We start from the raw sequence: 12,421 nt of genomic DNA, 5'->3' as shown, positions 1-12,421 counted from the left end.
GATACCGGATATGAAGTGGAAAGGTGAATGCCCATGCCGACAGAAACACAACGCCGAGCGCTGCGCCGGTTGCCAGCGGTGCATCAAATACTGGAGCGGGCCGAGTTGGCCCCCTGGTTGGAGCGCCTGCCTCGGGAATGGATCACCCAGGCCATCGCCGATGTCCTGGCCATGCGCCGGCGTGAAATCCTGGAGAATAAAGGGGATGTAGAACCGGACCAAACGTTGGTTACCCGTGTGGAGGAAACGCTCCAACGTCTCACTCACCCCCGACTCACCCCGGTGCTCAACGCCACTGGGATTGTGCTGCACACCAACCTGGGGCGGGCGGTCTTGAGCCAGGCGGCAGCCGAGGCGGTTCAACAAGTGGCTCTTTCCGCCAGCAACCTGGAATATCGTCTGGAACAAGGCGTCCGGGGCTCCCGCTACGATCATGTGGAGGAGCTCATCTGCCGTCTCACTGGTGCGGAAGCCGCCCTGGTGGTAAACAATAATGCCGCCGCTGTCTTTCACACCTTGCGCACCCTGGCCCGGGGCAAAGAGGTGATTGTTTCCCGGGGACAGCTGGTGGAGATCGGCGGCTCCTTTCGTGTCTCAGAAATCATGCGGGAGTCCGGAGCCCAACTCCGAGAGGTGGGAACCACCAATAAAACCCGGATCGAGGATTACCAACAGGCGCTGACCGACGAGACCGCCCTACTGATGAAAGTACATACCAGCAACTTTCGCATCATCGGCTTTACCCGGGAAACCAGCCGGGAGGAATTGGTGGCGCTCAGCCGCCAGCATGGTCTGCCTTTATTTGAAGACCTGGGCAGCGGCGTTCTGTATGATCTAAAAGCCCACGGGATCGGCGATGAACCCACCGTCCGGGAATGTGTCACCGCCGGGGTGGACCTCTTAAGTTTCAGCGGCGATAAACTATTAGGCGGCCCCCAAGCGGGGATTGTGGTCGGGCGCAAACATTGGATCGAGGAGCTGAAAAGAAACCAGCTGACCCGCTCCCTGCGCGTGGACAAGTTTACCTTGGCTGCCCTGGAGGCGACCTTGCGCCATTATCTCAATCCGGAGGAAGCGGTTCGGGAGATCCCTACCTTGCGTCAGATACTGAAGAAGCCGGAGGAGCTCTACAAAGCCGCCTCTCAGTTGGAAGAGAGGATCAGAGAAGCCGGCGGGGACGCCCTAAAGACGGAAATCGTCCCCTCGCAATCAGAAGTAGGCGGAGGATCGATGCCGGGTGTGGAGCTGGCCACCTATTGTGTCGCGGTCACTCCCCGTAAGATCCCCTTGTCCCGATTGGAAATGGGGCTGCGTCAGGCCACCGTTCCGCTGATCGGCCGGGTATCCAAAGATCGACTCCTCCTCGATCCCCGCACCCTGGAAGCGGAGGATTTTGGCCGAGCTGCCCGCTCTTTTCAAGAAGTTCTTCAAGAAGAGACCAGATAAAAAAGGGACTGTTCTTCGGAACAGTCCCTTCCCCTTTTTGACCCCTAAAATCGATCTTTCGTGTCGGTATAGAGATCCCCCTTCCCCGTCCAAACACCAAAGCTTTCAGCCTTTAACCAAAAGGGAGCCCGCTGTTTCGGATCGCTTCCTGTCGATCATCGGCCCCTTCCTCTTTCGATTGCATCGCTGGGTCCAGCCAACGGGCGAGAAGGTTTTTAACCAGTTGGCTGAAATCGCGTGTTTCCCTCTCCACCTGTTCCAGCAGCATTCGGTCCTGGGGATCGGCCATGTCAAAGGTGACCCCGCGGATTTTTTTAAACCCCATCAATCATAGCCCTTCCGATTTCGTAATATCCTTTCACATTGGCCATCTGAGGATCCTCCACGCTAAATGCATGGTAAAAATGATCCCGGAAATAAGGTTCCAACTTCCGGGCCATCCCTCCCACCAGCATCACCACATCCTGATTGCCCCATGTCTTGGAAACGGTGCTGGTGATCAAATCCGCCATCTCTTTGATGTTGGTCACTTTCACCGTTTCCCAGCCGATGGGCAAGGTTCCTGATTCCCGATCGATAAACACTTTATCGCGAAAGGTGGCAAAATTGGTGGTTTTGGCCCCGATATCGATAATGCGGACCAAACCCATCCGGGGTGTGGAAAAGAAGGCCCCTCCTCCCTCAATGGTGGTAAACACTTTTTTCACATAAAAGGAGCGTTCTCTCCCGTTCAGTTTCACCTGATGGGGGCCTTCCAGGAGACGCTTCAGCGCTTTCTGCTCCACATCGGTAAAATTATCGATGGGAAGCCCGGTGATCAGAGTCACATTTCCCCGAGCCCCTGCCAAATGGAGCGCCGTCATGGTCAGAATGAGCGTCTCCTCCACCGCCTTGGAATCTTGCATCGCCTGGCGGGTAAATTCCCCTTCCCGCTCTGCCAGTTTCCCGACGAACCACTTGCGACCCTGGTATTCCAATTCGATGTCTTCCGGAAGCTCCTGCCGGTAATTCCGTTTCCGCCAACCGCTCACCTTGCTGGGGAAAAGAAAGTGTTTCCCTTTCGCGATCACTTTGACGCAGCTCCGCCCACAATCCACCGCAATGATCATTGACATCCCTCCGCAACCATGTTTACGCAAAAGATAAATCCTTTATTAAGACATACGACGGAATGGCGGAGGACATTCCGATCGCGAGGGAAAAGAATTGGGGTTCAGCCGAACCGCCCCCCATGCTGGAAAAAATGCTCAATTTTCGCCCCCCTTCTCCTCGGAATTCCAGGGGCGGAGACGGGGCCACCAGGCAGGGACGGCTCGTCGATAAACTTCATAATCAGCACCAAACTGGCGTTTCAGCTTCGGTTCTTCGTACCAGCGAACAAAGGTTGCCGAGATCAAAAGAAAAGCAGCACCGTACAGTAGCAGGGGGAGTTGACCCAGAATAAGAGCCTGCCCCACTACCACCCAGATGAGTGCCACGTACATTGGGTTGCGGACGTAACGATACATCCCTCCGACGACCAAACGCGAGGGAGGTGCAATCGGCACCGGTGTTCCCAACCCTTCTACTACAAATCGCACAAAGGCCTGGATCAACACAGACACCCCTGCCAGAAGCATCAACACCCCGATCACACGCAGGGGGCCCCAGAACGGAAGAGGTTCTTCCATCTGCCACCCTGTGATCCACCACGGGATCAGACCCGCTACTATCCCCGGACCCACCAGAAAAAACAAAGCACTTCCCACCGCGGCTGTCGGTTTGCGCATCGCTCGTACCTCCCTATTCAACTTCATTCTCTCTCCTTCGGCCCCGCAATTCCCCGAAGGAGCACCTCGCTCATCCAAGCCAACTCCTCTTCTTCCTCCCCTTGAGCCAGGTACCGGGGGAAAATATTTTTAGCCAATAGATAGCCGATCCCGATCGATAAAATGCTGCGGGCGATCACGTGGGTGGGAAGATCCTCCCGAATCCGTCCCGCCTGCTTCCAGCCGTCGATCCGTTCCGAGATCACAGCGTAAATGGAACGGGCCACATGATCCTCCAGCGCTTCCCGCAATTCCGGCTGAAACAAGCTTTCCACCAGGATGATCTTGATCTTCCGCCAGTTCCGCTCCACCAACTGCACCCGGTCGGCATACAACTCCTGAAACACCTCTGCAAAGGGTTTGTCCTGTTCCAGGATTTTCAACACGGGGCGAAGAATGTAGGGGGTGGCCACCCGGGAGATGGCTGGGATCACCAGGTGGAGTAAGAGACCTTTTTTAGAGCGGTAATGTTTGAAGATGGTCGCCTCCGCCACCTGAGCCCGTGCGGCGATGGCACTGGTGGACGCCCCCTCGAAGCCCCGTTCAGAAAAGATGTGCAAGGCCGCCTCCAGGATCCGCTTCTGCTTTTCCGTCTCCCGGTCTTTTTGATCCAGATTGAGCCCATATTCTTCAGCGATCAACTCCATCCATTCTTCCCAGCTCTTCTCGTCTTCGTGGTTCATTGTCATCTGATGTTGCCTCCTGATCATGCGGATAAAAATTTCTTTCAGTGGGGAATGGGAAAAACGCTGTCGTAACGCGGGCACGGTACCTTCCGCCACCACCCGCTCCCGATTCAGCATGGCCATCCGGTCACACTGTTTCGCCTCCGTCATGTAGTAAGTGATTGTTTACTCACCTATACTTTAAAACGGCCTATCTGGCTCCGTCAATAAAAAGTGAGTACATACTCATCATTGATTGTATCTCGCCTTCCTTTCGATATTTTGCCCTTGATCGACTGGGAACACTTGCGGTCCCTTCCTCCCAAGTGGATCCTAGGATACTCGGACATCAGCACGTTGACTTTTACCTATACACTAAACACTGGCGTCGCCAGCGCCCCTGGCACCAACTACTGCGATTTAAGCGCTACCCGGTGGGATCCTCTCACCCGTCGCTGGAGGGATGTTCTCGGAACCGAAGTCGGCAAAACTGTGATTCAACATGCTTCGGAAAAGGATCAGTCTTCCTGGGACCGGACTTTCAAAAATCTGGGAACTGTATTTTACCTGGACCACCCCCTGCGGAATGGAAGGTTCTCGGAAAGCGGGACTCCGCCACCATCTCTGGAAGGCTGTTAGGAGGATGCGTGGAAACCCTGTCTAGATTAGCTGGCACCCTTACGCACCGGTTCATGCTTTCGTTGAAAAATGGGCTGACCCAGGGATCCTCTGGTATTTGTAAAGCGCCGGGTCTTCTCCCAGTGAAATTTACCGCGCACTCTGGACCATGCGGGAAAACGGTTGGTTCCGCCATGCCAACGGGATATTGTTTGGACGACCCGGGCGTACCGGCAAACTGAAGGTTTTGGCCTGGTCGACGCCCTGAAGCGGCCTTTTCTCCCATGGATGTGCCAGTGATCTACGATGTGGATATCGGGCACGTCCCTCCCCAGCTGACTTTAGTCAACGGAGTCTTCGCCACAGTGACGGCTGAAGGAGGAAAAGGGACGTGTAAACCAGTCTTCATATAGAGGCATGGTCATGGAAATTGCAGCAGGCTGCCAATCATGTTTGGTAACCGCTTCGGGAATTCCCGTTACGACGGAAATGAAAAAAGTTGACGCCTGTGGGTTCAGACGCCAACTTGCCGTTTCCGAGCGGGAATCATCACTTAAGAGAAAATCTGATCGATTCCTTTGATCTCTTCCTCAGAAAGGGAGATCTCGGCCGCCCGCAAATTGCTTTTGACTTGTTCCGGACGTTTCGCTCCGGGAATAATCACATCGAGGGAGGGGCGAGTCAAGTACCAGGCCAGCACCAGATCCGCCACTTCCTCCCCTTTGGCTTTCGCCATCTCCTTAAGCTCATCCACCTTGGCCAGGTTTTGTTTAAACCGCTCCCCCTGGAAATCCGGATTTTTCAACCGCAAATCCGTAAAGCGTGTGTTTTCATCATATTTTCCGGCGAGCAGACCGGATACCAGCGGGAAATAAGGGATAAACGTGATGTTATTTTCCGCCGTATAGGGAAGGAGATCCTGTTCCGCTTCCCGGTGCAAAAGGTTGTACTCCGACTGGAGCACGTCGACATATCCGTCTTTGTTCGCCTCTTTCAGCTGCTCGATAGAGAAGTTGGAAACCCCGATGGAACGGATTTTTCCTTCATCCTTCAGCTCTTTCAACGCACCGACCGCCTCGTCTTTCGGGGTCTTCTCATCGGGAAAATGGATGTAATATAAATCGATATAGTCGGTTTTTAACCGACGCAAACTCTCCTCCACCGCCTGTTTTAAGAAAGCCGGGGAGTTATCCATTACCATGTCATTTCCGACGAATCGATGGGCACCTTTGGTCGCTAACACGATCTCTTCCCGTGGATATTCGGACATCACTTCACCGATCAGCTCTTCCGAACGCTCCGGTCCATAGATATACGCAGTATCCAGAAGATTCATCCCATTGTTGAGGGCGGTGCGGACCACCTCTTTTCCCTGTTCTTCGTCCAGCATATTGGGATAAATGTTATGTCCCCCAACCGCATTGGTTCCTAATCCGACCGGATGGACGGAGACGTCTGATTTGCCTAAGTGAACATGTGTGGCCACGATGATCGACTCCTTTTGTGCTTGAAAAATAGCGAGTACTCCTATTTTAATCACAAAAACCGGACCGCAAGCAATATTCCAGCCGCGCCCTGGATGCTCATGATCCGTCCCCTTCGCGGAGATACTTTTAGGGGAAGGACCCTGAAACGGAGGCGTTGTCCCATGACTCGAGACAAGCGACGAGTTACCGTAGATATCCCGGCAGAGCTGGATCAAAAACTGGAGCAAATGGCTGCTCGAAGAAACAAGCTGGAGAACCGTGCGGAGCCGGTCACGAAAACCGAGTTGGTACAGGAAGCTCTGGATACCTATGTGGAAGACTACATCGCCAAATTTGAGGACCCGCAGGGTTAACATTTGAAAAGCTCCATCCCGAAAGGATTGCAGCGCATTCCTGTTTAGCCGCTCAAATCGACCAGGCGATCGATCGTCCCGGTCACTTCCTCCCGCTGGCGAGGAGGATGACGATCTTGTGGGCGAAGGATCATCGGCAGGCTGTCTTTTGAAAAGAGAGTGATACCGACATCGCAATCCACCCAGGGTTACCTGGAATCCTTTGGTGTGGACACATAAGTCCAGCTATTTCAACCCAATGTATATGACACTTTCCGAAAAAAGCCAGGTGATCCCCACCCGGCTTCCTTTGATCCGCTATGCGATTATTTCTCCGGATACTCCGCCACGACCCGGGTGCCCAGACCGCCCCGAGGGTTCCAGAGGGCTTCCACTTTCATCCGCTTCGGTTTCAACAGATCCACCAGCTCCTCCAAAATGCGCCGGGTGGCATGTTCCTGATAGATACCCACATTGCGATAAGAGGTCAGATAATACTTGAGGGATTTCATCTCTACCAGGTGACGATCCGGGACAAACGTGATCGTGATCTCCGCGAAATCCGGCAGCCCGGACCAGGGACAGACCGATGTAAATTCCGTGGTGGGGATCTCCACCTCCACATCTTTCCCCGGATATTCGTAAGGAATCGTCTCCAGGATGTCCGTCATAATGGCGGACTCATCCTGGATATCAAACCGGATGTTCTGATATTTACTGTGATCAACGTCTACTTTACCCAAGGCGTGGTTCCCCCTTTATATAAGAATGGGATCGTTCCTGCGGACCTCTCCGGATCAACCGGACCAAACCGTAAACCACCGGGGTGTCCGCCACCGCCACCAACAGTTTCACCAGATACTGCCCCAGCATCAGCCCCAACAATTCCGACACCACACCGTAAAAAGCAATGATGATAAACACAACGGTGTCAAGAAGCTGGGAGACAGCGGTGGACAAGTTATTCCGAAGCCACAGGTGGCGGGAAGCCGTCTTTCGCTTCCAAAAATGGAACGCCCATACATCGTGATATTGGCTGATCAGATAAGCCACCATTCCCGCGATGGTGACGCGAAGGTTGGCTTCGAGCACCGCGGCATACGCCTTCTGCCCTTCCCAGGAGGGAGCGGCAGGCAGCCAGACGGCTAGTTGCACCATCAACGCGGATAACATGGAGGTGATCAACCCGACAAAAACCAGCCAGCGGATCCGCTCTTTCCCCCAAATTTCCGCCACCACATCCGTGCAGACAAAGGTGAGCGCGTAAACCTACACGGCGGGAAACCGTCTGTCCGAACAGCGGCACTTGGATGATCTTGACCGCCAGCACATTTCCGATCACCAACAGACCGACAAAGAAGCCAGCCAACATTATAAACCAACGATCTTGGCGGCTCATCCTCGTTTCCCCTTTCATTCACCCGATCCCAACCCGTGGCTAGGACCGCGCGTCCCTAGTTTTTGTTTTAGGAGAGGCGGGAGTTGCGAACTCTCCGGGTCCCGGTAAAGGAACCCACCCTATTGTATCAAAAATGGACCGATCCACCAGTCGGTTTTTGTCGCCAGCGGAGGAAGGAAAATCAAGAGGATCAGCGAAGAGAACAACAACCCGCAGGTTCGTCAGGAGGCGATCTCTTTGCAGATCATCAGAGATACGAAGCGAAGCTTCGATCTCGCCGAGTTTCTCACCCGCCCTTTGTTTGCCCATCTGGCCACGGTGTGTGAACAGGGGCCGCGGGATTCCCCGGTCTGGTTTCACTGGGAGGAAGGCGCCTTGTGGATGATCGGCACTCCCCAGGACAGCTTCCCGAAACGCATCAAAGCGGATCCGCGCTGCGCCGTGGGCATCGTCGATTTTGACCCGAAACAGGGCCGGGTGCTCCATGCCGGTTTCCGGGGGTGGGCCACGGTGGAACCCTTTGACCCGGACATCGCCACCCGGTTGCTCTCCCGCTATCTGGGCCCCAGACAACAAAAATGGGACCCCCGGTTTCGGGATCTCGACCAGCGCAATCAGTTGATTCGCTTTCATCCGAAAACCGTGGTCCTGCGGGATCAATCTTACACACCGACGAGCGGTCCATAAAAACCCCCTCTCTTTGAGAGGGGGGTTTTTAACGCTAATTTACAGCCATTCCGAAACGGATTTGGGCTCCATAAAGTTGAGCAAATAATCAGGGCCGCCGGCTTTGGCGTTGGTGCCGGACATGTTGACGCCGCCGAAGGGTTGCAGTCCGACAATCGATCCGGTGCAACCACGGTTGAAGTACAGGTTGCCCACGTTGAAATCGCGGCGGGCGCGATCCAGGTGTTCCCGGTTGCGGCTGATAACGGAGCCGGTCAGGCCGTAGTCGGTGTTGTTGGCGATAGCCAAGAGCTCCTCAAAATCCTTCGCTTTGGTAAAGGCCACCACAGGACCGAAGATCTCTTCCTGCATGATGCGCGCCTCTGGGTCCACATCGGCAAAGATGGTCGGCTGGACGAAATAGCCTTTGCTGTCATCGGTTTCACCGCCGGTGATCAACTTGCCTTCCTGTTTGCCGATGTCGATATATTCCCGGATTTTATTGAACTGGATCTCATCAATCACCGGTCCAACCAAGGTACCGTACTCGGCGGGGTCGCCCACCGTCACCTCTTTGGTCAGCTCAGCGGTACGCTCCAGCACTTGATCGTACACATCCTGGTGAATAATCGCCCGGGAACAGGCGGAGCACTTCTGACCGGAGAATCCGAAGGCGGAGGTGACGATGGACTTGGCCGCCAACTCCAGATCGGCATCCTTGTCCACAATGATGGTGTCCTTGCCGCCCATCTCGGCCACCACCCGCTTCAGCCACTTTTGTCCTTTCTGCACCTTGGCTGCCCGCTCATAAATGCGGGTACCGGTGGCACGGGAGCCAGTAAAGTTGATGAAGCGGATCTTAGGGTGATCCACAATGTAGTCGCCGATCTCCTTCGGATCACCGGGTATGAACTGGAGCACGCCGTCGGGCAGACCCGCTTCCCGGAGCACTTCCACAAATTTGGCGGAGACCACCGGAGCTTTTTCCGACGGTTTCATCAGCACCGTATTGCCAGTCACCAGTGCCGCCACCGTGGTTCCGCACATGATGGCGAAGGGGAAATTCCACGGCGGGATAATAAAGCCGACCCCCATCGGTTGGTAGAAGTATTCATTATGCTCATTCAACCGAGACAAAACGGGTTTGCCTTTGTCCAGCTCCACCATTTGGCGACCGTAATACTCCAAAAAATCGATTGCCTCCGCTGTATCCCCGTCGGCCTCCACGTAGTTTTTCCCCGCCTCCACGGTCATGGCAGCGGAAAACTCATGGCGACGGCGACGGAAGATGGCCGCCGCTTTAAATAGAATCTCGGCACGGGACTTGGCCGGCCATTTCCGCCAGGTATCAAAGTGTTTCCAGGCGCTTTCGATTGCCTTTTCCGCCAGTTCCTTGTCCGCCATGGACACCTTGCCCACCACTTGTTTTTTGTCAGCAGGGTTGTAGGAGGTGAGCTTTTGAGGCGTATGGATCTCTTCCCCGTCGATCAGGAGGGGATATTCCCGATGAAAGTCGCCTCTCACCTTATTGAGAGCTTCTTTGTAAGCCTGTCTGTTCTCCTCTTTGGAAAAGTCCGTTTCTTCCGCATGTTCGTATGGAATCATGGACATCAAACCTCCTCATCAGGAAGAGTTCGGATCAATGGCTCGGTCAGCCTGGGAAGACAAAATACCTCAGAAAACGCTTTCAGTCTTCCGGTCAGAGAATATCACGCTTTACGAAAAACGACAAGGGCAGAAATCAACGGCAATCAAGTAACCATCTCCCGGTCCCTTCCCATCTGGAGGACCCTTATGGATGTATTTGGAAGTGTATACAACAAACATGCACATTTGTCCCTGTTTATGCAGCTTCATAAAAAAACGGCGCCGCGAGGCGCCGCGCTCCGAGTCAAGTACCCGAAACCGACTGTGAATCCTGATCCCTTGCTTCCTGTTTGCACCGGGCGGAGTCACCTGTTGGAGCATCTCCCAAGTCTAGGACATTTTCTTCCTCCGGTAGATAATCAGGCCGATGATCACCAGAGTAGCGGCGGTGCCTCCGCTGTAGGCTTCCGTTTTGAGGGAATAGGTGTTTTTCGATTCCGCCAGCCGAGCGCTTTTTTTCATTCCCTGGACAGCGCTCACCCCCTGTTGATAAGTGCGGTACTCATTGTTTTTCCCGGGGATGAGATAGGAGTCACTCTCGCTCTTCTTCACCTTCAATGTTTTAGACTCCTGCATCGCTAACCGCTGTCCATCCACTTCTCCGTAAAAAACCGTCTTCAGGATATACTCCCCCTTCGGTAACGAAACCTCGAAGCGGGGATCTCCTTCGTGAAGGTAAAGGATTTTGCCGTCCCGTCGAGCCACCGCCATCATCCAATGCCCGTTCACGGTTTGTCCGGTCATTTCGGCCCGGATCACCGTCGGCGCGCCTTCCCCTTTCTTGTCCGCCGCTTGCATCATACGGGGGATATCAAAGGTGTATGGCTGTTTCACATGCACTTTTTTTCCGTTTACCGTCCCTTGAAAGTCGACAATGACCCGATATTGATCTTTACGCTTCATATGAAGATCGACGACGCCGTTCCGGGCGGCCAGAATTCCCCTCTTCATTACTTTCTTTTCCTTTCCGCCCGGCAACTTCAACACCTTGGGATAGGCGTAATGGTATCGCCAGATGCCCCGAACATCCCCGTCGGTATCCAGTTTGGCCCGCATGCGAACCCCATCCACTTCCGTCCCCGGTATCTCAATCCATTTCTTCTCGATTTTCCGACTGGTCAATATCTGGTGATCGGCCTCGATGCGGAGGGCACGGGTTGATGATACGGGAGCATCTCCTTGCTCCGAACATCCCTTCTCGCTGGACACTTCACCGGTTGCCGATGCAAATCGACCACCCTTCTCACCGAACAGATCACCCACTTGCTCACCTTTCCCCCGACCATCCACATGGACCCGCACCTCGAAGGGACCCTTTGGCCGGTTCAAGGTTTGATGATGGGATAACCCCCGCATCTCATCGGACTGATATCTGTCGAAGGGTTGATCCTCCCCTTTCCGCCGCACTTCAAACAGCCAGCGGGCAGACGCTTTTTCTGTCCCAGTGAGTTGGCCGTACACTTTCACCTGATCCTCATGACACTCCAGACGAACATCGACAGCGGGAGGCGTTAACGTTCGCGTACGGGAAAGCCGGAGCTTCTCTCCGTTGATCCTGCCGTGAAACGTAGCGGTCACGGTAATCGGCTGATCTTTTCGGAGCGGGTCCACCACCTGTGGATCGGTGAAAAACACCTCTTCCGCCGATCCTTTTCCCTGCCGAGAAACCGTCTTCCCGTCGATTTCTCCGGTAATGGTCCACTCCCCTTTCACCCGATCCTTCTCCGTCACAGGACGAAGTTTCGCCCGGACTTTCACACCGGCTTGATCTCCCTTCTCGACCGGATAAACGCCCTGAACAGCTATTTCGTATGGATCTTTGTCCTGATCGGCGGCAGCAACCGGATCCGGTTGCCAAAGCAGACAGACGGCCACCAAAAGAACAGTCACGCGTTTCACGACATCATCATCCTCACTGCCGGGGCTTCCCCGCAAGGGAGCAACGGCGTCCAATATTCTTAAACACACCTTGATTATATGTCGGTTCAAACCATACCGGGTCCAATTCTCAAAGTGTAGGGATGGATCCTTCTCCCGTCAAGAGTGTTCATCCTCATGAACGGATGAACGCGCTCTCGGTTTCAACCTTGTTTATTACAGGTTGTCCAACCATGTACCCCAACATTTTGGCACCTGAGACCGGCTTATGTTATGATAAGAGCTAATCTTGATTTTCATTTGGGAGCGGATGGGGTTCTGGTGACCCCCCCGGTCTTCAAAACCGTGCGGGAGGCGCGTTGCGTCTCCGGTGGGTTCGATTCCCACACGTTCCCGCCAGCGTAAGACGGCCCGCTACAGAGACAACCTGTGGCGGGCCTTTTTTAGTCTTTTTACACGGTCGGTAAAGGGATCG

At 54.3% G+C, this 12,421-nt stretch carries 14 protein-coding genes, 1 tRNA gene and 1 pseudogene; 6 read left to right on the top strand and 10 right to left on the bottom strand.

All coding sequences use genetic code 11. The features are described from left to right. Window positions 1–33 precede the first annotated feature (33 nt). Entirely contained in the window at window positions 34–1,446 is a 1,413-nt protein-coding gene (gene selA, locus BLP91_RS00295; RefSeq protein ID WP_091565757.1) for an L-seryl-tRNA(Sec) selenium transferase, read from the top strand. A 112-nt stretch (window positions 1,447–1,558) separates the two neighbouring features. Here selA and BLP91_RS00290 read toward each other — a convergent pair whose 3' ends face one another. The 4 genes from BLP91_RS00290 to BLP91_RS00275 all read right to left on the bottom strand — a co-directional run bounded on the left by BLP91_RS00290 (window position 1,559) and on the right by BLP91_RS00275 (window position 3,943). Continuing rightward, window positions 1,559–1,771, bottom strand: coding sequence for a hypothetical protein (locus tag BLP91_RS00290; RefSeq protein ID WP_091565289.1), 213 nt, complete (start codon window positions 1,769–1,771; stop codon window positions 1,559–1,561). After that, window positions 1,761–2,555 (bottom strand): ParM/StbA family protein, encoded by a 795-nt coding sequence (locus BLP91_RS00285; protein WP_091565286.1) that lies wholly within the window; start codon window positions 2,553–2,555, stop codon window positions 1,761–1,763. Before BLP91_RS00285 ends, BLP91_RS00290 begins: the two co-directional genes overlap by 11 nt. Before the next feature lie 138 nt (window positions 2,556–2,693). Next, entirely contained in the window at window positions 2,694–3,215 is a 522-nt protein-coding gene (locus BLP91_RS00280; RefSeq protein ID WP_091565283.1) for a methyltransferase family protein, read from the bottom strand. A gap of 23 nt (window positions 3,216–3,238) precedes the next feature. After that, window positions 3,239–3,943, bottom strand: coding sequence for a TetR/AcrR family transcriptional regulator (locus tag BLP91_RS00275; protein ID WP_176757719.1), 705 nt, complete (start codon window positions 3,941–3,943; stop codon window positions 3,239–3,241). 210 nt (window positions 3,944–4,153) lie between these two features. Between BLP91_RS00275 and BLP91_RS17435 the strand changes: the two genes are divergently transcribed. Next, entirely contained in the window at window positions 4,154–4,558 is a 405-nt protein-coding gene (locus tag BLP91_RS17435; RefSeq protein WP_091565278.1) for an LD-carboxypeptidase, read from the top strand. A 263-nt stretch (window positions 4,559–4,821) separates the two neighbouring features. Beyond that, window positions 4,822–4,950, top strand: coding sequence for a hypothetical protein (locus BLP91_RS17425; RefSeq protein ID WP_143003422.1), 129 nt, complete (start codon window positions 4,822–4,824; stop codon window positions 4,948–4,950). A 140-nt stretch (window positions 4,951–5,090) separates the two neighbouring features. On the opposite strand, the gene BLP91_RS00265 is transcribed toward BLP91_RS17425, so the two are convergent. Next, window positions 5,091–6,023 (bottom strand): aldo/keto reductase, encoded by a 933-nt coding sequence (locus BLP91_RS00265; RefSeq protein ID WP_091565276.1) that lies wholly within the window; start codon window positions 6,021–6,023, stop codon window positions 5,091–5,093. A gap of 162 nt (window positions 6,024–6,185) precedes the next feature. Here BLP91_RS00265 and BLP91_RS16980 point away from each other — a divergent pair, with 162 nt between their 5' ends. Further along, entirely contained in the window at window positions 6,186–6,377 is a 192-nt protein-coding gene (locus BLP91_RS16980; protein WP_091565274.1) for a ribbon-helix-helix domain-containing protein, read from the top strand. 44 nt (window positions 6,378–6,421) lie between these two features. Here the strand turns inward: BLP91_RS16980 and BLP91_RS16490 are convergent, their stop codons facing one another. The 3 genes and pseudogenes from BLP91_RS16490 to BLP91_RS00250 all read right to left on the bottom strand — a co-directional run. Then, window positions 6,422–6,559: a hypothetical protein gene (locus BLP91_RS16490; protein WP_176757715.1), complete on the bottom strand. Its 138-nt coding sequence runs from the start codon at window positions 6,557–6,559 to the stop codon at window positions 6,422–6,424. A 123-nt stretch (window positions 6,560–6,682) separates the two neighbouring features. Then, window positions 6,683–7,099, bottom strand: a complete 417-nt coding sequence (queF, locus tag BLP91_RS00255; protein ID WP_091565273.1) for a preQ(1) synthase — start codon at window positions 7,097–7,099, stop codon at window positions 6,683–6,685. Further along, window positions 7,092–7,613: pseudogene (locus tag BLP91_RS00250) on the bottom strand (queuosine precursor transporter); the annotation flags it as partial. The gene queF and the pseudogene BLP91_RS00250, both read right to left, overlap by 8 nt. Window positions 7,614–7,992: 379 nt before the next feature. Between BLP91_RS00250 and BLP91_RS00245 the strand changes: the two are divergent. Then, window positions 7,993–8,442 carry a pyridoxamine 5'-phosphate oxidase family protein gene (locus tag BLP91_RS00245; RefSeq protein ID WP_176757714.1) on the top strand — a complete coding sequence of 150 codons (450 nt, stop codon included), beginning with the start codon at window positions 7,993–7,995 and terminating at the stop codon, window positions 8,440–8,442. 39 nt (window positions 8,443–8,481) lie between these two features. Here BLP91_RS00245 and pruA read toward each other — a convergent pair whose 3' ends face one another. Both pruA and BLP91_RS00235 read right to left on the bottom strand, forming a co-directional pair. Then, complete coding sequence (gene pruA, locus BLP91_RS00240; RefSeq protein ID WP_091565270.1) at window positions 8,482–10,026, bottom strand: L-glutamate gamma-semialdehyde dehydrogenase; 1,545 nt, start codon at window positions 10,024–10,026, stop codon at window positions 8,482–8,484. Window positions 10,027–10,398: 372 nt separating this feature from the next. Next, the gene (locus BLP91_RS00235; protein WP_143003421.1) at window positions 10,399–11,967 is read right to left on the bottom strand and encodes a hypothetical protein; all 1,569 of its coding nucleotides are present in this window, start codon (window positions 11,965–11,967) and stop codon (window positions 10,399–10,401) included. A 281-nt stretch (window positions 11,968–12,248) separates the two neighbouring features. On the opposite strand from BLP91_RS00235, the gene BLP91_RS16485 reads away from it, so the two are divergent. Next, window positions 12,249–12,345 (top strand) — tRNA-Sec (locus BLP91_RS16485). The last annotated feature ends 76 nt before the right edge of the window (window positions 12,346–12,421 follow it).

This window comes from Melghirimyces thermohalophilus, from assembly GCF_900102685.1.
Classification (GTDB): domain Bacteria; phylum Bacillota; class Bacilli; order Thermoactinomycetales; family DSM-45169; genus Melghirimyces; species Melghirimyces thermohalophilus.
This window is presented reverse-complemented; position numbering and strand designations above follow the sequence as displayed.

What these genes read in the sequence shown, in the direction of transcription:
- BLP91_RS00290 (WP_091565289.1), bottom strand. Translation starts at nt 1,771, where the DNA reads ATGGGGTTTAAAAAAATCCGCGGGGTCACCTTTGACATGGCCGATCCC.
- BLP91_RS00275 (WP_176757719.1), bottom strand. Translation starts at nt 3,943, where the DNA reads ATGACAATGAACCACGAAGACGAGAAGAGCTGGGAAGAATGGATGGAG.
- selA (WP_091565757.1), top strand. Translation starts at nt 34, where the DNA reads ATGCCGACAGAAACACAACGCCGAGCGCTGCGCCGGTTGCCAGCGGTG.
- pruA (WP_091565270.1), bottom strand. Translation starts at nt 10,026, where the DNA reads ATGATTCCATACGAACATGCGGAAGAAACGGACTTTTCCAAAGAGGAG.
- BLP91_RS00280 (WP_091565283.1), bottom strand. Translation starts at nt 3,215, where the DNA reads ATGCGCAAACCGACAGCCGCGGTGGGAAGTGCTTTGTTTTTTCTGGTG.
- BLP91_RS17425 (WP_143003422.1), top strand. Translation starts at nt 4,822, where the DNA reads ATGGATGTGCCAGTGATCTACGATGTGGATATCGGGCACGTCCCTCCC.
- BLP91_RS16980 (WP_091565274.1), top strand. Translation starts at nt 6,186, where the DNA reads ATGACTCGAGACAAGCGACGAGTTACCGTAGATATCCCGGCAGAGCTG.
- BLP91_RS00285 (WP_091565286.1), bottom strand. Translation starts at nt 2,555, where the DNA reads ATGATCATTGCGGTGGATTGTGGGCGGAGCTGCGTCAAAGTGATCGCG.